The sequence below is a fragment of the Pseudoalteromonas sp. ND6B genome, from assembly GCF_000764215.1.
Classification (GTDB): Bacteria; Pseudomonadota; Gammaproteobacteria; order Enterobacterales; family Alteromonadaceae; genus Pseudoalteromonas; species Pseudoalteromonas tetraodonis.
On sequence record NZ_JQFL01000078.1, the window covers coordinates 174957 to 199933 of the forward strand.

The 24977-nt window shown below is 39.4% G+C and carries 22 protein-coding genes and 1 other annotated feature; of the genes, 14 read left to right on the forward strand and 8 right to left on the reverse strand.

Annotation, left to right across the window (positions count from 1 at the left end; translation table 11 throughout):
- Positions 1 to 8: 8 nt before the first annotated feature.
- From ND6B_RS02120 to ND6B_RS02070, 11 genes are all read left to right on the forward strand, one after another.
- A complete protein-coding gene (locus tag ND6B_RS02120) occupies positions 9 to 962 on the forward strand; it encodes a YbgA family protein (RefSeq protein WP_033104217.1) in 954 nt (317 codons plus the stop codon).
- A complete protein-coding gene (gene phrB / locus ND6B_RS02115) occupies positions 962 to 2356 on the forward strand; it encodes a deoxyribodipyrimidine photo-lyase (RefSeq protein ID WP_028834795.1) in 1395 nt (464 codons plus the stop codon). Before ND6B_RS02120 ends, phrB begins: the two co-directional genes overlap by 1 nt.
- Before the next feature lies 1 nt (position 2357).
- Positions 2358 to 2786, forward strand: coding sequence for a nuclear transport factor 2 family protein (locus tag ND6B_RS02110; protein WP_013463257.1), 429 nt, complete (start codon positions 2358 to 2360; stop codon positions 2784 to 2786).
- Between the two features lie 2 nt (positions 2787 to 2788).
- Complete coding sequence (locus ND6B_RS02105; RefSeq protein WP_033104218.1) at positions 2789 to 3499, forward strand: SDR family NAD(P)-dependent oxidoreductase; 711 nt, start codon at positions 2789 to 2791, stop codon at positions 3497 to 3499.
- Positions 3496 to 4749, forward strand: coding sequence for an NAD(P)/FAD-dependent oxidoreductase (locus ND6B_RS02100; RefSeq protein ID WP_033104219.1), 1254 nt, complete (start codon positions 3496 to 3498; stop codon positions 4747 to 4749). The genes ND6B_RS02105 and ND6B_RS02100 overlap by 4 nt, the downstream gene beginning before the upstream one ends.
- Positions 4742 to 5479: a DUF1365 domain-containing protein gene (locus ND6B_RS02095; RefSeq protein ID WP_033104220.1), complete on the forward strand. Its 738-nt coding sequence runs from the start codon at positions 4742 to 4744 to the stop codon at positions 5477 to 5479. The genes ND6B_RS02100 and ND6B_RS02095 overlap by 8 nt, the downstream gene beginning before the upstream one ends.
- A gap of 54 nt (positions 5480 to 5533) precedes the next feature.
- On the forward strand, positions 5534 to 6796 hold the full coding sequence (locus ND6B_RS02090; RefSeq protein WP_033104221.1) for an SAM-dependent methyltransferase: 1263 nt from the start codon (positions 5534 to 5536) through the stop codon (positions 6794 to 6796).
- Positions 6774 to 7274, forward strand: coding sequence for a DUF2878 domain-containing protein (locus ND6B_RS02085; RefSeq protein ID WP_033104222.1), 501 nt, complete (start codon positions 6774 to 6776; stop codon positions 7272 to 7274). Before ND6B_RS02090 ends, ND6B_RS02085 begins: the two co-directional genes overlap by 23 nt.
- 30 nt (positions 7275 to 7304) lie before the next feature.
- Complete coding sequence (locus tag ND6B_RS02080; protein ID WP_013463263.1) at positions 7305 to 7793, forward strand: chalcone isomerase family protein; 489 nt, start codon at positions 7305 to 7307, stop codon at positions 7791 to 7793.
- A gap of 1 nt (position 7794) precedes the next feature.
- Complete coding sequence (locus tag ND6B_RS02075) at positions 7795 to 8337, forward strand: DUF3833 domain-containing protein (protein WP_033104223.1); 543 nt, start codon at positions 7795 to 7797, stop codon at positions 8335 to 8337.
- Between the two features lie 205 nt (positions 8338 to 8542).
- Complete coding sequence (locus tag ND6B_RS02070; protein WP_008112559.1) at positions 8543 to 8818, forward strand: HU family DNA-binding protein; 276 nt, start codon at positions 8543 to 8545, stop codon at positions 8816 to 8818.
- Positions 8819 to 8916: 98 nt separating this feature from the next.
- Here ND6B_RS02070 and ilvN read toward each other — a convergent pair whose 3' ends face one another.
- From ilvN to ND6B_RS02030, 8 genes are all read right to left on the reverse strand, one after another.
- A complete protein-coding gene (ilvN, locus tag ND6B_RS02065; RefSeq protein ID WP_008112561.1) occupies positions 8917 to 9417 on the reverse strand; it encodes an acetolactate synthase small subunit in 501 nt (166 codons plus the stop codon).
- Complete coding sequence (locus ND6B_RS02060) at positions 9417 to 11141, reverse strand: acetolactate synthase 3 large subunit (RefSeq protein WP_033104224.1); 1725 nt, start codon at positions 11139 to 11141, stop codon at positions 9417 to 9419. Before ND6B_RS02060 ends, ilvN begins: the two co-directional genes overlap by 1 nt.
- Positions 11142 to 11588: 447 nt before the next feature.
- Positions 11589 to 12596 (reverse strand): isocitrate dehydrogenase, encoded by a 1008-nt coding sequence (locus tag ND6B_RS02055; RefSeq protein WP_008112567.1) that lies wholly within the window; start codon positions 12594 to 12596, stop codon positions 11589 to 11591.
- Between the two features lie 179 nt (positions 12597 to 12775).
- Positions 12776 to 14458 (reverse strand): hypothetical protein, encoded by a 1683-nt coding sequence (locus ND6B_RS02050; protein WP_033104225.1) that lies wholly within the window; start codon positions 14456 to 14458, stop codon positions 12776 to 12778.
- Entirely contained in the window at positions 14458 to 14853 is a 396-nt protein-coding gene (locus tag ND6B_RS02045; protein WP_033104226.1) for a DUF3192 domain-containing protein, read from the reverse strand. The genes ND6B_RS02050 and ND6B_RS02045 overlap by 1 nt, the downstream gene beginning before the upstream one ends.
- A gap of 69 nt (positions 14854 to 14922) precedes the next feature.
- Positions 14923 to 15696, reverse strand: a complete 774-nt coding sequence (xni, locus tag ND6B_RS02040) for a flap endonuclease Xni (RefSeq protein ID WP_033104227.1) — start codon at positions 15694 to 15696, stop codon at positions 14923 to 14925.
- 8 nt (positions 15697 to 15704) lie between these two features.
- Positions 15705 to 17048 carry a nucleotide 5'-monophosphate nucleosidase PpnN gene (ppnN, locus tag ND6B_RS02035; RefSeq protein WP_033104228.1) on the reverse strand — a complete coding sequence of 448 codons (1344 nt, stop codon included), beginning with the start codon at positions 17046 to 17048 and terminating at the stop codon, positions 15705 to 15707.
- A gap of 77 nt (positions 17049 to 17125) precedes the next feature.
- Positions 17126 to 18634 (reverse strand): GGDEF domain-containing protein, encoded by a 1509-nt coding sequence (locus ND6B_RS02030; RefSeq protein WP_081844574.1) that lies wholly within the window; start codon positions 18632 to 18634, stop codon positions 17126 to 17128.
- A 225-nt stretch (positions 18635 to 18859) separates the two neighbouring features.
- Between ND6B_RS02030 and ND6B_RS02025 the strand changes: the two genes are divergently transcribed.
- From ND6B_RS02025 to ND6B_RS02010, 3 genes are all read left to right on the forward strand, one after another.
- A complete protein-coding gene (locus ND6B_RS02025; protein WP_033104230.1) occupies positions 18860 to 20650 on the forward strand; it encodes a M61 family metallopeptidase in 1791 nt (596 codons plus the stop codon).
- A gap of 146 nt (positions 20651 to 20796) precedes the next feature.
- Positions 20797 to 22968 carry a S46 family peptidase gene (locus tag ND6B_RS02020; protein ID WP_010388890.1) on the forward strand — a complete coding sequence of 724 codons (2172 nt, stop codon included), beginning with the start codon at positions 20797 to 20799 and terminating at the stop codon, positions 22966 to 22968.
- Between the two features lie 750 nt (positions 22969 to 23718).
- Positions 23719 to 24938 (forward strand): IS3 family transposase gene (locus ND6B_RS02010; RefSeq protein ID WP_089368775.1). Its coding sequence is split into 2 segments (ribosomal slippage): positions 23719 to 23998 and positions 23998 to 24938, totalling 1221 coding nucleotides; the frame shifts between segments, so codons are not numbered across the junction.
- Positions 23997 to 24113: a sequence feature (AL1L pseudoknot), on the forward strand. Its footprint overlaps the gene before it by 117 nt.
- Positions 24939 to 24977: the final 39 nt, after the last annotated feature.

Below are 24977 nucleotides of genomic sequence, written 5' to 3' on the forward strand. Positions count from 1 at the left end.
GAGAATCTATGCAAACAGATACAATAAAAATAGGTATTAGCGCCTGCTTAGCAGGCGAAAAGGTAAGATTTGACAGCGGCCACAAAAAATCTAACTTTTGTATGGAAGAGCTTGCAAAACATGTTGAATATAAAATGTATTGTCCTGAGGTTGCGGTTGGCTTACCTATACCTCGTCCAACTATTCGTCAAGTAAAAACAGGCGATACTATTAAAGTGTGTCGTCCGGATGGCTCGGGAGATGTTGGCCCACAGCTCACAGAATACGGTAAAAAAATAGCTACAGAACAAGCAGGGCATCTAAGCGGATTCGTTTTTTGTGCTAAGAGCCCAAGCTGTGGCATGGAGCGGGTAAAAATCTACAATGAAGCAGGAACCGGTAATACCTCTGAAGGCGTGGGGTTCTTTGCTGAACAAATCATGAAATATAATCCCTTACTACCTTGCGAAGAAAATGGACGTTTAAATGACGTTCATTTGCGCGAGAACTTTGTAATGCGTGTTTATACATTGCATAACTGGCAACAGTTAGTGAAAGAGTCCGTTACTGTGCATCGTTTGACCCAGTTCCATGCTCAATACAAATATTTGTTAATGGCTCATAATTATCAAGCGTATCGTGATTTAGGCAATCTACTCGGAACGTTTGTTGGTGACGATGTTAATGCTTTGGCCGACGAGTACATATTAGGTTTAATGAATGCGCTTAAACGCCCTGCTTCAAGAAAAAATAATTCTAACACGTTGATGCATTTGCAAGGTTACTTCAAAAAAGATTTATCAAAAATCGAAAAGGAAGAAATGCGAGATGCAATTGATGAGTATCGCCAAGGGTTGGTGCCGCTTTATGTACCACTAACATTGCTTAAACATCATTTAAAGGTTCATCCAAATGAGTATTTAAGTAAGCAAATTTACTTTAACCCTTATCCTAATGAACTTAAGCTACGTTACGGTTTGTAATGAATACACTATTTTGGTTTAGGCGCGATTTGCGCCTTTTTTCTAACGAAGCGCTTATTGAAGCGTTAAATAATGGTGCTAAACACACCATTTTTTTTGTGTGCGAAAAGCAATGGGCACAGCATAACACTGCACCAATTCAAATTGATTTGCTAAAACGCAGAGTCAGTTATATCCGTGAAAAATTAGCTGAGTATGGCATTAATTTACACGTGATAGAGGCTCCTTATTTCACAGACTGCCAAACTAAGCTTCTCGAATTTTGTCAGCAGTATGAGATTAAACACATAATAGCCAATAAAGAATATGAGCTTAATGAGTTTAATAGAGATAAAGCGATTCAAGCGCAATGCGATCAACAGCAAATAACATTTACTTTATACGAAGGTGACATCATTGCACCTGTTGGCAGTGTACGCACACAAAACAACGAAATGTATAAAGTGTTTACGCCCTTTAAGCGGGCGTGGCTAAAACAGTATCAAGATACTCACTTTAGCTTGGTGCCGTGGCCATTATCTTCAAACCCTATTGACATTGAATCGTGTGAATTACTCAGCAGTGATGACAGTTCAAAAAAATGGCCGGTTGATGACGACACTTTAGCGAATGTGGTTGACAATTTTATCCATGATAAATTAGCAAGTTATGATGATGTACGCGATATACCTAGTGTAAAAGGAACATCGGGTTTAAGCCCATATTTAGCATTAGGGGTTGTTAGTAGTAAGCAGTTAATGGTCAACATACAACAGCAGTATCCAGATATTTTGACTACCTCAAAAAGTAAAACCTTTACGTGGGTGAACGAGCTGATTTGGCGTGAATTTTATAAACACCTCATTGCCGAATTTCCTAAATTATCGCGCGGTGCTAATTTCAACGAAAAGTACGATAGTGTTGTTTGGCGTGATAATGAGGCTGAGTTTAAGCTTTGGTGTGAAGGCCGCACTGGCTATCCACTTGTTGATGCTGCCATGCAACAGCTATTGCAAACTGGTTGGATGCACAACCGTTTGCGAATGGTAGTGGCAAGTTTCTTAACTAAACATCTTTTAATCGACTGGCGTAAGGGCGAGCAGTTTTTTATGCAGCACCTTATTGATGGTGATTTAGCCTCGAATAATGGCGGCTGGCAATGGGCGGCAAGTACAGGCTGTGATGCACAGCCTTATTTTAGAGTGTTTAACCCTATTACTCAAAGTGAACGCTTTGATCCAAGTGGTCAATTTATTCGTAAATATCTGCCTGAATTAGAAAAAGTCCCAGATAAACACATTCATTTTCCTCATACCTATTTAGCAGCAACGGGGCAAAGTGAACACTGTTACTGGCCGGCAATTGTTGATCATAAAGCAGCACGAGCTAGGGCTTTAGATGCATTTAAGGTGTGATATGGATAACCAATTATCAGTCGATAAATTTGTAGAAATATATCAAAAGCTTGATAAAAATAACCTTGAGTTATTAACCGAAATTTATGCAAAAAATATACAATTTATAGATCCGCTGCACGAAATTAATGGTCTAGAAGATTTAAGGCGTTATTTTTGTGGTTTATACAGTAATGTTAAGGATTGTCGATTTGACATAACCGATTCATTTACCAACGATAATAACGCATTTGTGTATTGGACAATGTATTACTCTCATCCAAAACTGAATGCCGGTAAAACCATCACAGTGCAAGGGCACAGCAAGTTGGTATTTGAAGGCGACAAAATTGTAAAACATCGAGATTACTTTAATGCTGGTGAGCTGTTATACAAGCATATCCCATTACTAGGTAATATCATTAATTTTATTGATAAAAGGGCTGGTTAACTATGATTACCCTTATTACAGGTGCAACGTCGGGTATTGGTGAACAACTTGCTATTAAGTATGCTGAGCAGGGTGATACAGTGATTGCCTGCGGACGTAATACGCAAAAACTTGCTGAACTAGGTAAACACAATAACATAGAAACCTGCCAATTTGACGCCACTAATTTACAAGATATAAAAGCGGCAACGTTAGGGTACACTCAATTTGACCGCGTAATTCTCAATGCTGGCAACTGCGAGTATGTTGACGATGCACGTAATTTTGATAGCGCCTTATTTGAGCGCGTTATTAATGTTAATTTATTATCAATGGGTTACTGCTTAGAGGCACTTTTGCCAAAAATAGTCTCGGGCGGGCAATTAGTAATGGTTAGTTCAAGTGTTACTTATTTACCATTACCGCGTTCAGAAGCCTACGGTGCATCAAAGGCAGGCGTTAGCTATTTAGCTAAGAGCCTAGCGGTAGATTTAACCGATGTTGATGTGACATTAGTACACCCTGGTTTTGTAAAAACACCTTTAACTGATAAAAATGATTTCCCTATGCCGATGGCTGTTACAGCCGAAAAAGCGGCTGACTATATAATAAAAGGCGTCGCTAAACGCCGCAAAGAAGTTCATTTCCCCTATCGTTTTACACTTATACTTAAAGCATTGCGAATATTGCCACTTTCGCTTTGGCTTAAAATTGCAAAAGGATTAACCCGTTGAAAAAAATAGCAATAATTGGGACTGGCGTATCAGGTTTAACCTGCGGGCATTTACTGCACAAGCATTACGATGTCACATTATTTGAAAAAAATGATTATATTGGTGGTCACACCGCAACTGTAGATGTAGAGCACAGCGGTATTAATTACGCGGTAGATACGGGGTTTATTGTATTTAATGATAGAACGTACCCTTATTTTGAAAAGTTGCTTGAACGCATTGGTGTAAAACGTAAACCGACACAAATGAGTTTTAGTGTGCATAACGAAGTAACCGGCTTTGAATACAATGGGCATACATTTAGTAGTTTATTTGCTCAGCGCAGAAATATAGTTAGACCTAAATTTTGGCGTTTATTGTATGACATCGTGCGTTTTAATAAGTTATGTAAGGCTTTGCACGCAAAAGGTCACTACACAGAGCAATCACTAGGTCAATTATTACAACAACATCGCTTTAATGATTTCTTTAAATACTACTACATTTTACCTATGGGTGCTGCCATTTGGTCGACAAGCATTAAAGAAATGGAAAACGTGGGCGTAGAATTTTTTGTAAAATTCTTTTTTAACCATGGTTTATTAGACATTACCAATAGGCCGCAATGGTATGTTATTCCGGGTGGCTCTCGTGAATACATTAAACCGTTGATAGCTGGTTTTGCTGATAAAATACAGTTAAACACTGACATTAAATCGGTAACCAGAGACGAGCAGGGAGCCACCATTACATTTGCTGATGGCCAGCAAGCCCTGTTTGATAAGGTTATTTTTGCGTGTCATTCAGATCAAGCGTTAGCGTTACTTGGTGATGCCTGCGAGCAAGAAAATAAGGTGTTGGGTGCTATTCCATACACTGAGAACTCGGTGGTATTGCATACCGATATTTCATTATTACCAGATAGGAAAGCAGCGTGGGCGAGCTGGAATTACTTACTAAATAATAATACCGACAAAGCCGCTGTTGTTACTTATCAAATGAATATACTTCAAGGGATACAGTCTGATACCCAATTTTGTGTCACTTTAAATCACTTAGAAGGTATTAATCAGAGTAAAATTTTACGTGAATTTACCTATCATCATCCTGTATTTAACCAAGAGTCTATTGCCGCTCAACAGCAAAAGCATACCGTTGATGGGCAAAATAACACGTACTTTTGCGGAGCGTATTGGTTCAACGGTTTTCATGAGGATGGTGTGCGCAGCGCCGTTGATGTGGCCAAGCAACTTGGAGTAGAGTTTGACTAATGCAGTGTATTTAGGCGATGTTAAACATCGCCGTTTTGCTGTTAAACATCATGCGTTTAATTACCCGCTTTATATGATGTGGGTTGACTTAAATAACATCGAAGCACTTAATGGGGTACATAAACAACTTGGTACCACAGGATTTAAGGCTTTAAAATTTAAACAGTCTGACTATTTGAAAGGATTGGCGAACACTGACAATAAGCCCATTGTAGAGCGTGCTCACGCTCAGTTAGCTGCGCTAGGTGTTGAAGAAAAGTTCAGTCATGTTTATATGTTAGGGCAGTTACGATGCATGGGTATTTACTTTAGCCCCGTTAATTTTTATTTTTTTGGCCATGACGATAATCAATTTAGCTACATGGTCGCTGAGGTGAGTAATACCCCATGGAATGAACGACATTACTACTTGGTTCCACTACAAAAAAAAGTGAACTTTAAGAAAGTTTTTTCCGTATCACCTTTCATGAACTTAGATATGAACTACCATTGGACTGTTCGACAAAAGCAAGACAATATACTGATACGTATAGAAAATAAGCGTGATGACGAATTACTTTTTGACGCATCGTTAAGGTTACAGCGTCAAACACTCTGCACAGCACAAATGAGTAAATTGCTTAAGCGTTTTCCAGCAATGACATGGTCTATTTTCAAAGGTATTTACTATCAGGCATTTAAACTGTTTGTAAAAAAAGTCCCATTTTTAGGTCATTCAGGTAGATCATAATTTTTTATTAATTTATGTTGTTTAACAAGTAATAACAATAATATAGGTAAGTGTATGGAAAAGGTATCGAGCTTACGCGTTCAAGAACGCACAAGTTGGTTTACTAACTTATACAAGAAGTTAGTATTCAAAGCGTTCTCGTCTATTGAAACAGGCCAAATAGTGCTTGTAGACAATAATCAGCAGTCTGTATTTGGCGATACGTCATCAGAGCTTAAAGTAACGGTAACCGTTAATGATACTGCTATGTATAAAGCATTTGCGCTCTCGGGAAGTATTGGCGCGGGAGAATCTTACATATTAGGGCAGTGGCAGTGTGATAACTTAACTCGGTTGATCGAAATTTTTGCAATTAACCAAGACCAACTAGACGCATTTGAAAAGAAATTCGCTTTTTTTAGTAACATTGCTCATCGTATAAACCACATTAAAAATAAAAACTCTCACTCGGGCTCTAAAAAGAATATTGTTGCACACTACGACTTAGGCAATGACTTATACGAGTCCTTTTTAAGCAAAGAAATGCTTTATTCAAGTGCCGTATACCCAAGTAAAGACGCCACCCTCGAGCAAGCACAGCAATACAAACTTCAGCGTATTTGTGAACAAGTCGAGTTACAACAAGGCGACACCGTCATTGAAATTGGTACAGGTTGGGGAGCATTTGCAATATATGCGGCTACTCACTACGACTGCCATGTAACAACCACTACCATCTCTGATGAACAGCACGATTATGTTGCAAATAAAATTAAAGAGCTTGGGCTTGAAAACAAAATAACTTTACTCAAACAAGATTACCGTTTACTAACCGGTAAATACGATAAGCTAGTATCAATTGAGATGATAGAAGCGGTTGGTCATGAGTACTTGCCTAGTTTTTTCACTCAGTGCGGTCAGCTATTAAAAGACGACGGTGCTATGCTTATTCAAGCAATTACAATTAGCGACCAGCGTTACCAGCATTATTTAAAAAATTCTGACTTTATTCAGCAATATATTTTCCCTGGTGGGTGTTTGCCTTCGCTCAACGAAATGAGTGAGCAAATAAAAAATCATACCGATATGAATATCCACACAGTTAGCGATATTGGTGCTCACTACGCAAGAACCCTTGCTGATTGGCGAGATCGTTTCATTGCAAGTTGGCCAAACCTCGATAGTAATAAATTTGATGAGCGATTTTATCGTCTATGGCTATTTTATTTTGCTTATTGCGAGGGCGCATTTAGAACTCGCGCAACAAGCACCGTGCATTTAATGGCACGCAAACCCCGTTTTACGAGTAGTAATGATGAGATTGCACTCGCTTATTAATTTTGTGCTGTTTCAAGTAGTGTGGTTTTTATGCCTACTGCTTGAACAGCACTCACTTATCTATTCAACTGTTATCATTGCATTAATGTTTTATTTGTCAGCGCAAAAAAAACAGGATGCTTTTTTGCTTCTAAAGTGCTTACCACTAGCCTTACTAAGTGAATTTATCGCGGTTAAGTTCGGTCTGATTGAATTTAAAGTAGCGCCATTTCCGCTTTGGTTAGTGTTTTTATGGGCTGCTTTATTGCTGTGTATTAACACCTCAATGTCGTTTTTAACAACCCTCAAACCTTGGCAAGCGTTTATTGTATGTTTAGCGTTTGCACCAGGAAGTTATTGGGCGGGGGCGCGATTCGACGTGTTAGAACTCGGCTTGCCGCTATGGCAATTTTGGCCTTTATACGGTGCTTTATGGGCTGCAACGTTTAGCGTTATTTTATTTATTAACGGTAAAATTGACGCGTTTATTAAGCAATAAAACAATTGTATTTACTGCTTGGAGCTGATTATGAAAACGCTTTTAAATTTAGTACTAATTTATGCCCTGTTTAACCATGCTGCTTATGCTGATACCCAGTTTAACAAAGTGGGCGAGGCACGTATGGAATACCTTTTTTGGGATGTTTATGATGCAACGCTTTTTACTCCCTCTGGATCTTATAGTCCCAAGCAAACGCCGGTTAAATTTACTTTAACTTACCTGCGCGATTTTGATGCTAAAGACATTGTAAAAGCCACTAAAGAGCAATGGCAACATTTAGGTAAATCACAATTATCAGCTCGCTATGCAGATAAATTATTAGCCATATGGCCAGACATTAAAAAGGGTGAATCGTTAACCTTACTGACCGATCAGCAAGGACACAGTATTTTCTTTCACAATGACAATGAAATAGGCCGCATAGAAGACACCACTTTTGCAGATGACTTCTTAGCTATTTGGTTAAGTGAGAACACCTCAGAACCATCGATTAGAAATCAACTTTTAGGGATTTAATATGATTAATCTAAAACGTATCAAAGTAACTTTGCTACTGGTAGTAAGCTTCTTTATTGCAAGTTGTTCTGCGCCGAGTGTAGAGCATTACAAAGGCTCAGAACCTAATTTCGATTTTAAGACTTTTTTTAGCGGCGATTTAAAAGCCTACGGTGTTGTACAAGACTTTAAAGGCGAATTAACCCGAAAGCTTGTTGTAGACTTGAGCGCTACGTGGGATGGCAACCAAGGCGTTATTGAGGAAGACTTCGTTTATGATGATGGAGAAACACAAAAACGCATTTGGAAAATTACCTTAAACGACGATAACACATTAACAGGAACAGCCTCTGATGTTTTAGGGATAGCTACAGGAGAGAGTGATGGTAGTGTGTTTCATTGGAATTATAATGTAGAGATCCCTTACGATGGCAGCACTTTAGAAGTTAATTTTGATGATTGGATGTACCTAGTAACAAATACACGCTTGATAAACCGCACGTCTATTGTTAAGTTTGGTGTTGAGGTTGGGGAAGTAACCTTAGTAATAGAAAAGGTAGAGTGAGTCATTAAGGTGCAAAGTTGCACTAATAGTGTGCTTAAATTAAGCTTTTGTTAACTCAACTCGCTGTATTTTACAGTGAATTTTACTATTTTTACTAATTTTTTAGTATTTTAGATAAAAAACGTAATTTGCTGTTGCTAACTCTTCGAAAATGCATAAAGATAGGATTTGCGAAGGCAAAATAATAACGAATAGGAATCTAATAATGAACAAAGCTCAACTAGTTGAAAAAATCTCTACTGACGCAGAAATCTCTAAAGCAGCCGCTACACGTGCACTTGACGCATTCACAGGCGCTGTAACTTCTTCATTAAAAGAAGGCAACTCTGTTGCATTAGTTGGTTTTGGTACTTTTTCAGTTAAAGAACGTGCTGCACGCACGGGTCGTAACCCACAAACGGGTGCAGAAATCCAAATTTCAGCAGCGACTATTCCAAGCTTTAAACCAGGTAAAGGTCTTAAAGACCAAGTAAATCTATAATTTTAGGTTTATAAAATATAATAAAAGGGCTATTTAGCCCTTTTTTTTTGTTGTAAATTTTTGATTATTTAATTTACGCTATTTAATCTTAGCTTTGGTTATTTAGCTTTAAGCGCTTTATCTCCTCGGCCAATGCCGACTGCGCCTGAGCGTACCACTTCAATAATGTCGGTCTCGTGGCGTAAAGTATCTAAGAACGACTCTATTTTATCGGTGCTACTTACCAATTGTAGGCTGTAACTTTGACGACCCATATCTAAAATAGCCCCTTGAAATACATCAACAACACGAGTTACTGCCGCACGAGTCGCTTCGTCTTTGGCAAATACTTTTACTAACAGCAGTTCGCGTTCTATGTGACTCATGTCGGTTAAATCAATCACTTTGAGTACATCGACCAGCTTGTTTACTTGTTTTGTTATTTGTTCAACAATTCTGTCATCGCCTTTAGTGGTTACCGTAATACGAGAAAGAGACTCATCATCTGTGGTACCCACTGTTAAGCTATCAATATTGTATGCTCGTTGAGAAAAAAGCCCCACTATACGTGATAACGCACCAGGTTCATTCTCTAATAATATAGATAATATACGACGCATTATGCCTTCACTCCTTTTCTTAACCACATTTCGTCTATACCACCGTGCTTAATTTGCATTGGGTAAACATGTTCTTTTTCGTCTACTAAAATATCTAAAAATACCAATCTGTCGGTTATCGACATGGCTTTGTCTATCGCGGGTTGTAATTCATCAAGAGTGTTTACTCTGATCCCAACATGGCCATAGCTTTCAACAAGCTTTACAAAATCAGGCAAAGATTCCATATACGATGAAGAATGCCTACCTCCATAAATCATGTCTTGCCATTGTCTTACCATACCTAATGAACGGTTATTTAAGGAGATCACCTTTACTGCTAAGTTATACTGTAAACAGGTTGATAGCTCTTGGATGTTCATTTGAATAGAGCCGTCTCCAGTCACACATAAAGACTCTTTATCAGGAAAAGCCAGCTTAACCCCCATAGCCGCAGGTAAACCAAAGCCCATAGTGCCTAGGCCGCCTGAGTTGATCCATTGACGAGGGTGTTTAAATGGGTAGTACTGCGCGGCAAACATTTGATGTTGGCCAACATCAGAGCTGACATAAGCATCTCCGTTGGTCGCTTCATATATTGCCTCGATAACTGCCTGAGGTTTTATTTTGTCACCATCGCTGTTGTAACTAAGGCATTTTTGTTCACGCCAGCTGATCACTTGTCGCCACCAATCTTCTTGTGCACTGCGATCAATTTTAATTGGGCTGTTATCTATGGCAGTTTGTAATTGCTCCAGTACCGTTGCCAAACAGCCAACAACAGGAATATGTGATTTAATGGTTTTAGAAATAGAGGTTGGATCAACATCTACATGCACAATAGTGGCATTTGGACAGAATTTTTGAACGTTATTAGTAACCCGATCATCGAATCGTGCACCAAGCGCTAAAATAACATCGGCATTGGCCATGGCTTTATTGGCTTCTAATGTACCGTGCATACCTAACATACCAATAAAGTTAGGGTGAACGCCCGATATACCGCCCAGTCCCATTAGGGTATTGGTAATAGGGGCATTAAGTGACTCGACTAAATGAGTTAGTTGCTCTGAGGTGTTTGAAAGCACAATACCGCCACCAGAGTAGATAACCAGTTTTTTTGCTTCTAAAATAGCAGTAACGGCCTTACGAATTTGCTTAGAGTGACCCTTGGTATTAGGGTTGTAGGTTCTGAGTTCTGTTGCCGCTGGAAAGTTGTAAGCAAAAGTTAGCTCTGGGTTAAGTATGTCTTTAGGAAGTTCGACTACCACAGGCCCTGGGCGGCCGGTACTGGCAATATAAAAGGCTTTAGCAAGAATATTGGGAATTTCACTAGCGCTTCTACAATTAAAGCTATGTTTTACAATCGGGCGAGAGCAACCAACAATATCGGTTTCTTGAAACGCGTCATCACCAATAAGACTTGTGGGCACTTGACCTGATAACACCACCATAGGAATTGAATCCATATACGCAGTTGCTATGCCTGTTACACAGTTTGTTGCACCGGGACCTGATGTAGCAAGTACAACACCTACTTCACCGGTTGCTCTTGCGTAGCCATCGGCCATGTGTGTAGCCGCTTGTTCATGGCGTACTAAAATGTGCTCAATATCGTCTTGCTGAAAAAGTGCGTCGTATAAATCTAATACTGAGCCGCCGGGATAACCAAATATATACTTTACCTTTAGCTCTTTTAATGACTTAACAACCAATTCAGAGCCATTATATTCTTGTTTACTCATCCTCATTCCTCTGTTGATTACATGCAAAAAAAAACCCCCGCGTAGTGCGAGGGTTTTAAAAAGCATTTTTCACCTTTTAATACATCCCCGCTGGGCTTATCACTAAGACCAGTACGAGTAAGACTAAAAGGCGAAATTGTGTATTCATGATGTTTTGCTCTTTAAAATAAAATGCTGTTTAAATAACAATTTTTGTATGTGGTTATTTTTAAGGCTTTTGAGCACACATGTCAACCCATTAAACTGATTTTTGGATTAAAAATTCATTTTTAAATGTTTTTTAATCTAATAATCTATTTGATATGAGTTATTTTCACTTTATAAGCAGAAATTATGCAGTTTTACGTGTTTACCTAGGCTTGGGGATGGTCAGGGGGAAATTTAAATGCTGTGTTTCTGGCATAAAAAAAGCCAGCATTAGCTGGCTTTTTAATTTAACAGTACTAATTACAGACGGTCAATTACTGATTGTGTGAAATCAGTAGTGCCGTGGCTGCCGCCTAAATCGCGGGTAGTACGGTCGCCTGATTTAATTACATCAGCAACAGCGCTACGAATACGTTCAGCTGTATCGCCCATGTTTAAATGTTCTAGCATTTGAATAGAGGCTAAAATCACTGACGTAGGATTTGCAAGGTTTTTACCAGCAATATCAGGTGCACTACCGTGAACAGCTTCAAAAATAGCAGCATCTTCACCAATGTTTGCTCCTGGTGCCATGCCTAAACCGCCTACTAAGCCAGCACATAAGTCAGATAAAATATCGCCAAATAAGTTCGTTGTAACGATCACGTCAAACTCTTCAGGGGTCATTACAAGCTTCATACATGTTGCATCAACAATCATTTCAGTTGATTCAATTTCTGGGTAACGCTCAGCTACTTCACGCGCCACTTTTAAGAATAAACCAGACGTTGATTTTAAAATATTTGCTTTATGTACAGCAGTTACTTTTTTACGGCCTTCGCGCACAGCAAGTTCGTATGCGAACGTCACAATTTTTTCTGCGCCTTCGCGAGTGATCACTGATTTTGCTTCAGCTTCAGTACCATCTTCAGATACTACTTGGCCTGCACCTGAATACATACCTTGTGTGTTTTCACGAATAGTGATGATATCAATATCGTCGTAACGGGCTTTAGTACCGGCAAACGATTTAACTGGACGTACATTGGCGTATAAACCAAATTGCTTACGAAGTGTTACGTTGATAGATGTAAAACCTTCGCCTACAGGCGTGGTTAATGGGCCTTTTAAGGTGATTTTATTCTTAGCAATTGTGTCAATTGTTTCTTGTGGAAGCAATTCGCCTGTTTTTTCAAGCGCAGCTAGGCCAGCGTCAACAAATTCATAATCAAAATCGCATCCTGCGGCTTTTAGTATTTCAAGTGCTGAGTCGATAATGCTTGGGCCGATGCCGTCGCCTTTGATCACTGTTATGGTTTGTTTGGCCATGAACTTTTCCTTTAAAGATTTGGATACACACATAAATAAAAATACTCAACAGAGTTTAGACTACTTATATGACAGGGGTACTAAATTTGAGCCGGCATTTATACCAATTTATCTCTCATTTTGCCAGTTTATAGTATGAATACAGGGTATAATCTTGAATTATAATGGTAATAAGTCAGCTAAATACTATTGTGTAGCCCTAAGCCCAGCAGCGATTGATTGAAATCGGCTTCACTTTGCCAGCCATGGCGACTAAGTTGTTGATTTAATATTTGCTGTTGCCATGCTGTTAATGGCTGGTTAGGTTTAAGTATGCGTTGTGCCACTACCTTTAATGCCGCCCATAATTGACCAGCATCATCAAGCTGCTTTTTAGGCAATTGCTCTGCATTTAATAAAGCCGACGCCCATGGGTCGCCACTAAGTAATTCGTTAAGCTCACTGTTTAAATGAGAGGCATCTACGTTGTTTACACCAAAAAATGTACTAAAAGGTGTATCGAGAGATTTATTCGGTGTTTGATCAATGGTGATTTTTCTAGAAACATCTGCGCTGTAATGTATCAACACATAATATAAGTAAGCATATAAGCTTAAACTAATACGCTCACCTTGAACGCGGGGATTATGCTTTACTAATAGCTCTAAAATATTTACTAAACAACTAATACGGGTGCATAAAAAGGCATGTAAAGGATGAGCAATACTATTTACTAATTGTTGAAACACCACCCCTTGAATAATAGCCGGTGCTTTATCGTAACCTACCATAGATAAACTATGTCTTAAATCTTTAGCGGGTAATAGCTCTTTGTTGTAATGCTTTACTGCTAAGCATACTGACTTTATAACGTCAGGGTAGGGGGTAAGTAAGGTGTTTAAGGCTTTAAAGCTGTATTCTTTTTGCGTTTTTATTTGTTTAACTAATTGGTACAAGGGTGCTTGTGCAGAGAGTTCACTATTCGGGATATTAAGATATTCACTGTCCCATACTTTTAAAAATAAGCGGTTATCATTGCATTCCCATGCTTTTGAGTCATCCATTAAGGACGCTTTAATACGATACCATGCCATTTTAGTATTGGCGTTATTAACTATAATATGTCGGCCTTGCGTATCCGTGGCTAAATAAACCATAGCTTGGTCGGCATACACGACTTGGCTGCCAGGTACATATTGTCCAACGTGTGCAACTAGCGCTTTTAATAACGTTTGTGCAAATGAGTTGGGAGTTCTTATATATAAATCAGCGACCGCTTTATAAAAATTTATGTGCTGTTGTTTTTCATTACAAGTAACGTTAAGTGCTAATATATTAGCTAAAGAAACCAACACACTGGCACCGTCATAAAGCATAATTTTAGGTGTATCTAATAATGCGTGTTTGTATTTGCCTAATTTTGCCAAAATATGAGCAATTTGGTGCGCGGGTTGTTTAGCCGTTAATAATACTTTGGCTGCAAGTTTATGGCGTAACTGCCACATTTTTTTATCGGCTTCGTTAAACGTTTGCTGTTGAGCTAACTTATTTAATTGTTTGGCAACACAAAGGTGTTCAACTAATGAGGCACTAATATAAAGCTCGGTTAAATCGTTGTCGTAGTTTTGACTACTACACAAAGCACAGGTTAATACACATTGGTTAACCACTAAATTGGTTGCGTAACTATAATGTGTTTTATATAAATTTAACTGAGCTTGCAAGGCCGCTGGGTTTTGTTTGTATAATGCAGCGTATTGCTCTGAAAGCTTACACACAAGAGGGTAGAAGGTATGCCACTGACTTTTATTGTTATGGGAGCTTAAAAGCAGTTGCGTGCTTTCGAATAGCTTTTTTAGTTTACCCGACAGTGGAGCTTCCATTAAATCTTCCCATCATTATGCTCAAGGTATTTTTCATAAGCACTTGGGCCCCACATTATTAGTTGGCCATTTTTAAATAATAACCCAGTACATTCATCCATGGTGGTGATACCGTCTGAGGTTTTATGTTGGGTACGATAAAAAACAACCTGCCATACTTGCTCGCCATCACGCCTAGCATAGGTTAAATCTGGGCTACCTAAATATTCAAGCACATCATTTAGCGTAAAGGTATCTTCTAAACGCAATTTTTCGATATAGCGTTTATTAAATGCTTCTCTGTCTTGCCAAATCATAGCTTGTGGATCGTCTTTATAGAACATAATAACTGACGTAGCTATTAGAGCGTATAAACCTAATCCTAATATTAAATACCTAATAAACTTTTTAAACATTGCCAACCCAGACCAAAATAGCTATCGCTAGTATACGTATTGCAAGTTTACAGTGCTATTAACTTGCGACTAATTAAGCCTTAACTGCTTTAAACTAAAGCCTAAATGGATATCTGTACGCAAACTCACCAATTGTTTAGAAATAACAAACATATCCATATTTTCATTAAGCTTTTTTTGTAGTCGTGTATTTAACGATTCATCATTTAGCGCTTCTTCAATAGAGCTGTATTGATTAACCAATTGCTGCGCGGATTTAACACCAATACCTTTAACACCAGGAATGTCATTGGTTTTATCGCCTGCGAGTGCCCAAAAGTCGATGAGTTTATGTTGAGCGACAGCAAAGCGCTCTTCAATATGTTCTTCATTCAGGTGTTGCTTTTTAAAGTAATCGTATACTTCAATATGCTCATTCAAATGAGGCAAAAAGCCTTTATCAGTAGAGACAATGGTATTGTTTATCTGATTATTAGCCGCTTTATGCGCTAAAGTCGCAATAATATCGTCGGCTTCATCGTTAGTCGGTTCAAATACCACTATACCGGTTTCTTCAATGGCCGCTTTAAAATGGGGTAACGCGTTTTTTAGGGTCTCTGGCATAGGTGCACGCGAATGTTTGTAGTCTTTATAAAAGTGGTAACGCCAGCTTTTGTCACCATCAAAAACCGCAATTGCATGGGATGCATTGGTGGTGGTTAAAAGTTTTTTGCATGCATGTGCAACCCGTGCACAGCAGGCTTTTAACATGTGCTCGTCGCTGTGATGACTTTGGTTTGCATCAACAGCATAAATGCGCCTAATTAAATTAAGCGCATCAATAAGGAGTAAATGGGGATTCAATTATAAACTCACGCTTTTATTGTATAACAAGGAATATACTTACTTCCGGGAAGTTTCATTCTACCTTGTTCTACAAATGCTTGTAAAAGCTTGTCCATTGCTTCCATTAAATCAGGCTCACCACTTAGCACATAGGGGCCATGCTCTTTAATTGCATTTAAGCCTTCTTCTTTTACGTTACCGGCAACAATTCCCGAAAACGCACGACGTAAATTAGCGGCGAGCTGTTGTTTGGGTTGATCAAGGTGTAAATCAAGTGACCCCATGGCTTCATGAGTTGGGTAAAATGGCTGCTGAAAATCATTTTCTATTTTCAACGTCCAGTTAAAGTAATAAGCATCGCCTTGGCTTTTACGGTATTCGCGTACCCCATTCATGGCCGATTTCAGTTTTTGACTAACTAATTGAGGGTCATCAATAATCACTTCAAATTTACTCAGTGCGGCATCGCCTAAAGTCATTTGAATAAACTTACAAAGCTCTTCAAAGTAAGCTTTGCTCTGTTTAGGGCCAGTTAAAATAACAGGTAAACATTGCTTGTCGTTTTCAGGGTGTAACAAAATACCTAATAAATAAAGTAACTCTTCGGCTGTACCTGCGCCACCTGGAAAAATAATAATAGCATGAGCGGTGCGAACAAACGCCTCAAGTCGCTTCTCAATGTCGGGTAAAATAACCAGCTCATTTACAATCGGGTTAGGTGGCTCTGCAGCAATAATGCTGGGCTCAGTTAAACCTAAATAACGATTGTTGGTAATACGTTGTTTTGCATGACCAATAGTGGCGCCTTTCATTGGGCCTTTCATTGCACCAGGCCCACAGCCGGTACAAATATTTAACCCACGTAAGCCTAATTCGTAACCTACTTGTTTTGTGTACTTATATTCTATTTCGTTAATAGAGTGGCCGCCCCAGCATACGACCATGTTAGGTTCGCTATTTACTTTGAGGGCGTCGGCATTTCTAAGCATGTCAAAAACCATGTGGGTAATGGCTTTAGTTTCTTGGAGATTTTTTTCATACTTTTGGCAAATAAACAAGATATCGCGAATAACCGAAAATATGTGCTCATGAATGCCTGTTACTATGTGGCCATCAACAAAGGCCGTTTGCGGAGGATTTTCTAACTCAATTTTTATACCGCGTTCACGGCTAACCAAACGTATATCAAAATCTTTGTGTTTATCGTAAATATCATTGCTTACATCGGTGTGGCTGCCTACATTGAGCACGGCCAATACACAGTTTCTAAATAGTCTGTAGCGTTCGCTGGTTGATGATTGCTCGAGTAAGTCTACTTCTAGCTGCGACAATAAATCTAATACCCCTGTAGGGTTTAATTGTATTAGCATCGACATTCTCCTTGAAACTTCTTGGGTAAATTTACTGCGTAGTTATGCCTTATACTCAAGGGTAAAAGTGCATAACACTATTTACTAATACACAGACGATCCCGGCCTGAGTTTTTAGCATCGTAAAGAGCCTCATCGGCTCTATCAAATGCTTTTAGAGGCGTATCACCGACTTCAAATTGGGTTGCGCCTAAAGAAACAGTAATTTGTATTTGCTTGTCTTTAAATTTAAATGGGATCTTTTTAATCGACAGTCTTAATTTATCGAGATGCTCGACGGCGTTTTCAAGTGAGGTACGGGGCATTAATAACACAAACTCTTCGCCGCCATAACGGGCAATAAAATCAGTTTGTCTAATCGATTTTTGCAGCGCTTTGGCAATCACTTGCAAGGTAATGTCGCCGGCTGTGTGACCAAAACGATCGTTAATTGATTTAAAATGGTCTACATCAATAACCACTAAGGTTATGTCTGACGGGCGTTCGTTAAATACATTGATTTCGTGATTATAACGTTCATCAAAAGCTGCGCGATTAGGTAATTTGGTAAGACTGTCGAGTAAACTTTTAAAACGTTGTTCATTCAAACGTTTCTTATAATTACTAACTTTGTTTTCTAAACTGCCAATTCTATCGTTTATTTGTGCAAAGCTAGAAATTAAAATTTGGCGATCTTTTTGTTCTAGCTGCTCTTTTTCTAAAATATCAGCACTTAATGAGCGTAACTCATTTTCAACCAATTGCTTTAACTCTGTAATTGATGTTGCTTTATTTGTTTGTGTATTTAAATTTCTTAGCTTTTCACCAATTCGTTGATTAATTGAGTCAAACTCAACAGTCATCGATTCAGAATGTTCGCTGGTCGATACTAATGAGCGATGTAGCTCTCCGAGTGTTTGGTTTAAAGAGGTTAAGAAGCTTTGTGCTGACGCGCGCTCAACTTGAATGCTTTGTACAATAAGTGTGATTACATCAATTGCTGCATCAAGTAGCTGGTCTACGGCTTTATTCTTAGCAATACGTTTTTTTATTAAATACAACGCTTCGTTGGCTTCTTCTTCGAGAACTAGCTGACTGACTAATTTAAACAGCTTTTCAGTGAGGGCACTTAGGTTCGGAGGCTCAAAGGCGTCGTTGCTTTTAGCAATTAAGGCTTGATGATAAAAAGTTATCAGCTGGTTTAGTATAGGAATAAAGCCATGTACAGATTGAATATCGTCAAGTTGGTTATCTAATAAATGACGCAGCGTTCTGCGGGTTTCGTCAGGCAAGCCTTTGGTTTGTTGTAATTGCTTACCTGCATTTTGTACACTGGTAAAAAGGTCGCGTTGATGTGCTAGTTGAATGGCTTCTTGGTTTTTAAGCAAAGCTAAAATATCATCCACTAAAGGAGCAAAGTCTTCAAAACTCATTCCTTTGTTTAACGCGCTTCGAAACTTAGCTAGGCGGTTATCAAGCTCAGTATCAAGTCCCTTACAGCTTAAAGACAACTTAGCTGCAAAATTAGAAAGCGTACTCACTTGATGTTGGCGAGCACTTTCTATTACTTTTCTACTGTCGATTGCTTGCTTTAGTTTTTGTTCCACCGTATTGGAGCTCCTAGACACCTACACACCATCATCGTAATACCTCTATTGTTTTAGTTTACAACAAAAACATATTAATAGTAGGGATGAGATCAAAAACTTAATGTTTTTAATAACAAAATACGAGCGATCTTAAATATAAGTGCATTTACCGCTTTTAATTCACTTTTAAAATGGGTCTTGTTAATCTTGGTACAACAATACGTTATATAAAAAAGAGCCTTTATGAAAAAGCTACTTGCCTTATCAATTTTAGCTGCCTGTTCAGCACCAGCATTTGCCGACGTTAACTACGCTTTAAATATCTCTCAGCCAGAGCATCATTTAGGTGATGTAAATGTAGAGTTTCCTAAAACGGCGCAATCATATTTAGATGTAAAACTGCCAGCATGGCGTACTGGTCGCTATGAAATTTTAAACCTTGCCAATGGCGTACGTTACTTTAAAGCCAGCGACGATGAAGGTAATGCATTAAAGTGGGAAAAAATAGACCACAGCACATGGCGTGTTCATTTAAACGAGCCGACTGAAGTTAATGTTGATTACCAAGTGTATGCCAATGAGCTAGGTAAGCGCGCTCGCCATATTGACGACAGTCATGCGTTTGTTGATGCATCGGGCTTTTTTATGTTTAGCGAATCATTTCGCCAAGAGCCAGTTACGGTTGAATTAAACGTACCTAAAGCATGGCGCTCGGTGTCGGGTATGGAAAACTATAAAAACAAACACAGCTTTAAAGCCAGCGACTACGACGTGTTGGTAGACTCACCAATAGAAACCGGTATTAACGAGCTACGTACTTTTGAAGTTGATGGCCGAGAGTACGAACTAGTGGTGTGGGGCGAAGGTAATTACGACATAGAACTGATGCTATCCGATCTGAAAAAGCTAGTGGCAACGGGCAATGTAATTTGGGACAGCTACCCGTATGAGCGTTATGTATTTATGGTGCATGCTACATCGGGCGCGGGCGGTGCAACCGAACACTTAAACTCAACTATTATTCAACGCCCACGTGATCGCTTTGCTAAACGTGAAGACTATTTAGGTTTTATAAGTACTGCAGCTCATGAGTTTATTCATACTTGGAATGTAAAAGCATACCGTCCTAAAGGGCTTGCGCCATATGACTACACTAATATTAATTATTCAAAATTGCTGTGGATTGCTGAAGGGTCTACAAGCTATTTTGAAGATCATTTATTAGTGCGTTCGGGTATTCAAACCACCGATGAATTTTTTAAGAACTTTAGTAAAACCATTAATCGCCACCTCACTACCCCTGGTCGTGAAGTGCAAAGTGCAAGTGAAACCAGCTTTGATAAATGGATAAATCAAGGTGGCGATCATGCACGTAATTACGGCACTAATATTTATCTTGAAGGCTCGTTATTGTCGATGGCGTTAGATATAGACCTACTTGAAAAAAGCCAAGGTAAAATAAGCTATAAAGACGTACACAACGAACTTTATAAGCAACATAAGCTACCAGCGGGTTTTACTGAGCAAGACGTATTAGCTATTTTAAAACAACTATCAGGACGTGATTACAGCGCTTGGTGGCAAGAAAATGTTAGCACACCAGCCAGCCTAGATTTTGATGAATTACTGGCAAAAGTTGGTTTAAGCTTTGAATTACCAGAAAAAGCCAAGGCCACACCAAGCTTAGATGCCTTTACTAAAAATACTGGTGAGTTACTTACACTTACCCATGTAAGCCGCGATGGCGCAGCATGGCAAGGTGGCTTAACTACTGACGATAAACTCGTCGCTATTAACAAAAAGCATGTAGGGAAAAACTTAACCGCGAGCCTAGAAACCTTTAAAGCAGGAGACAAGGTAACTGTTGATTTTATTCGCCGTGATGCATTAATGTCGACTGAGCTTGTGTTGTCTGAAGATTTCGACAAACCTAAAAAAGTAGTCGCTAATAAAAATGCTACTGCTGAGCAAAAAGCGCTGTTTAAAGCATGGATGGGCGTAGCGCATCCAAATGATGTGAAAAAAGACGACTAACATCGTTTATCATTTTGTTTAAAAAAGGAGCTTAGGCTCCTTTTTTGTTTATTGGGCGCTATATTGTAACAATTTATCTCAGCGCAGTTGACCTGACTCATACTTAATGAGTAATCTGCTGGTTCAATAATAAAAGGGATTCTATAATGCGTTTAAAACCTCTTGTTGCCACGTTGGTAGCAACCTGTTCACTGGCACTTTCTTCTGCGGCTCATGCCGATGAAGGCATGTGGCAACCTCATCAACTACCAGAGCTTGAGTCAATATTAAAAGCCAAAGGGCTTGAAATTAGCGTTGATTCAATTTCAAAATTAACCGAATTTCCAATGAATGCGGTTATTAGCTTAGGTGGTTGTACAGCCTCGTTTGTTTCGCCAAAAGGCTTAGTTGTAACTAACCATCACTGTATTTATGGTTCGGTGCAATATAATTCAACGCCTGAAAATAACATTTTAGAAAATGGCTTTTTAGCAAAAACACCAGCTGAAGACTTACCAGCTGCGCCAGGTTCACGTGTGTACGTAACCGAAACAGTGACCAATGTGACCGATAAAGTGATTAGCGGCACTAACGAGCTAAGCGCAAAAGCACGCTACGATGCGTTAGAAAAAAATCAAAAAGCACTCGTTGCACAGTGTGAAGCTGATGCTAGTTACCGTTGTAATGTGTATTCGTTTCATGGGGGTTTAGAGTTTTACCTAATTAAATCACTGGAAATTAAAGATGTACGTTTAGCGTATGCACCTGCCATGGGCGTAGGTAAATACGGTGGCGATATCGATAACTGGATGTGGCCGCGCCATACAGGCGATTTTGGTTTTTACCGCGCCTATGTAGGTAAAGATGGCAAGCCAGCAGAGTACAGCGAAGATAACGTACCGTACGTGCCAGAGTCTTACTTAAGTGTAAGTGCTAAAGGCGTGCAAGAGGGCGACTTTGTTATGGTAACTGGCTATCCAGGGCGTACCAATCGTTACCGTATTGCCGCAGAGGTTGATTACGTATTTAACGACAGTTACCCTAAAGCGCGCATGCACAATACTAAATACGTGTCACTAATTGAAGAAAACTCAGAAGATGGCAGCAAAGCCCGTATTGCTTACGAAAGCACCATAGCAGGTTACAACAACTACATTAAAAACTATGGTTCGATGATTGAAAGCTTCAAAAAAGGCACCATGTTTGAGCGTAAAAAACAGTTTGAACAAGAGCTTACAAGCTGGATAAACAGCGATAGCGAGCGTAAACAGCGCTACGGGAATGTGCTTAATGAGTTATCGGCATTAGTAGCTCAATCGCAAGAGCACAGTGAGCGCGACCGTATGGTAGGCTATGTTCATCGTTCACAAATGATCAGCACGGCACGTCGTTTATACCGCTTAGCGGTTGAAAAACAAAAGCCAAATAGTGAGCGCGAATCAGGTTATCAAGAACGCGATTTACCGCGTATTAAATCTTCTCTTGAGCGTATGTCACGTCGCTTTGATGCCAATGTAGATAAAGCTATATTACTGCACTTTTTAGAGCAATATGCAGCATTACCTAAAGCAGAACGATTTAGTGAAATTGATAAAGCTTTTGCTTTAGAAAACGGGTTTGATAAAGCAAAACAAAGTGCATTGCTAGATGAAATGTATGCCAAATCAAGATTAGATAACGAAATTGTACGTAATTCATTATTTGAACAAACACTAAGTCAGCTTAACCAAAGCCAAGACCCATTCATGCAATATGCAAAAGCTATATTTGCTGTGATGAAAGCCGAGGAAGATAAGTCAAAAGCCCTGGCAGGTAAGTTACAAGCTGCTCGCCCAGAGTTAATGAGTGCAATTATTGCCTTTAACAAAGCGCAAAACAAACCGGTTTACGCCGATGCAAACAGCACATTACGTGTAACTTATGGCACCGTAGGTGGTTATTCTCCGCAAGATGGATTAGTGGCTACGCCGTTTACTTCACTTGAAGGCTTATTGGCTAAAAACACCGATGTTGACCCATTTAATGCGCCTAAAAAGCTGCAAGAGCAAATTAAAGCGAAGCTTTATGGTGATTACACTGGTGGCATGAATACTGTTCCAGTTAACTTTTTATCAAATGTAGACACGACAGGTGGTAACTCAGGTTCGCCAACGCTTAACGGCAATGCTGAGCTGGTGGGTTTACTGTTTGACGGTGTGTACGAAAGCATTATTGGTGATTGGGATTACAACCCAGAACTAAACCGCTCAATTCATGTAGATTCACGCTACATGCTGTGGGTAATGGATAAAGTAGATAACGCCCAAAACTTATTAGACGAAATGAAAATCGTAAAATAAGTAGCAGTTAAAATAACAAAAGGCGCTTACCTTAACCGGAAGCGCCTTTTTTTGGTTTAAACATTTTTGATTAATTTAACTTAGGGTACGGGCTACGGGCTAAGAGCTAAGAGGTTCGGGTTGCGGGGGGAGCTAATTTGTTTTTAGCAGTAAGTATCTTTAGCAGTAAGTATCTTTAGTAGCAGCGATCTTATATCGCGTCAGAGTTAAGCCTAAATAAGTATTTACCACCGAGAACACAGGGTTAACAGAGAAATGCTTAAAAGATATCAATCCACCTCTGTGTAGCGCAAAGCGCCTCGGGGTTCTCTGTGGTGCAAAAATTGTTTTTAGCAGAAAACGTCTTTGGTAGCAGCAATTTCATATTCCTTAAGAGTTAAGCCTAAATAAGTATTTACCACCGAGAACACAGAGTTAAAAGAGAAATACTTAAAAGATATGAATCCATCTCTGTGCAGCGCAAAGCGCCTCGGGATTCTCTGTGGTGAAAAAACTGTTTTTAGCAGTAAATGTCTTTCGTAGCAGCGACTTTATATCGCGTTAGAGTTAAGCCTAAATAAGCATTTACCACCGAGGACACAGAGTTCACAGAGAAATGCTTAAAAGATATCAATCCACCTCTGTGTAGCGCAAAGCGCCTCGGGGTTCTCTGTGGTGCAAAAATTGTTTTTAGCAGAAAACGTCTTTGGTAGCAGCAATTTGAATCGCCCCGTGTTTGCCAGAGACTCAATAACTTGAGAAACTGGAACTATGAAAAAATCAAATCGCTATACATCAGAATTTCGTGAACGTGCAATTAGGCTTGTTACCACACAACAGCATGAATACCCTTCTCTTTGGGCTGCGCTAGTATCGATTTCAGATAAACTGGGATGTACCCCAGAAACACTTAGAGCATGGGTCAAGAAATCTCAAGCTCAACCGTCTAAACCCTCTTCTAATACGCAATCAACTGAAGAACGCCTTGCCGTCTTAGAGCGCGAGAATAAAGAGCTCAAGCGAACGAATGATATCCTGAGGCAAGCTGCCGCTTTTTTCGCCCAAGCGGAGCTCGACCGCAAACAGAAGTAATAGTGGATTTTATTGATGCTTGCAGAGAGCATTACGGTGTCGAGTCAATTTGCAAGGAATTGCCGATTGCACCATCAACGTATTATTCTCATAAACAGATACAAAGAGAGCCTGAGCGACTGTCTAACCGCAAAAAGCGTGATGCTGAGCTGATAATACTCATTCGCGAAGTGTGGGAGGATAATATGTCAGTTTATGGTGCAAGAAAAATATGGAAGCAGCTACAGCTTGACGACCATCAAGTCGCCCGCTGTACAGTCGAACGATTGATGCGAGTTATGGGAATTCAAGGTGTTCGTCGGGGTAAAGCACATAAGACAACGATACCTGACGAGCAACAAGATAAGCCACTTGATTTAGTTAATCGTCAATTTACTGCTGAGCAGCCAAATCAACTTTGGGTAGCTGACATCACCTATGTTGCCACATGGAGTGGGTTTGTTTATGTCGCTTTCGTGATAGATGTTTTTTCACGATACATTGTAGGTTGGCGTGTATCAACGACAATGCACACAGAGCTTATTCTTGATGCGTTAGAGCAAGCTATTTGGCATCGTGGCAACCCCGAAGGGTTAATTCACCACAGCGACAGAGGCAGCCAATATTTGTCTATACGATACACTGAGCGACTTGCTGAAGCTGGAATTCAAGCGTCTGTAGGCAGTGTGGGTGACTCTTATGACAATGCATTGGCTGAAACAATAAATGGATTATTTAAAACAGAGATTATTCGCAGAAATGGCCCGTGGAAGAATGTTGATGCTGTTGAATACGCAACGTTAGAGTGGGTCAATTGGTTTAATAATCAACGCTTATTATCTTCAATTGGGTATATTTCACCAGCTCAATATGAAACAGACTACTATGATAATTTAAACGAGTCAGGTAAAGTGGCCTGACTTAAACAAACTGGTCTCCGATGAACTCGGGGCGATTCA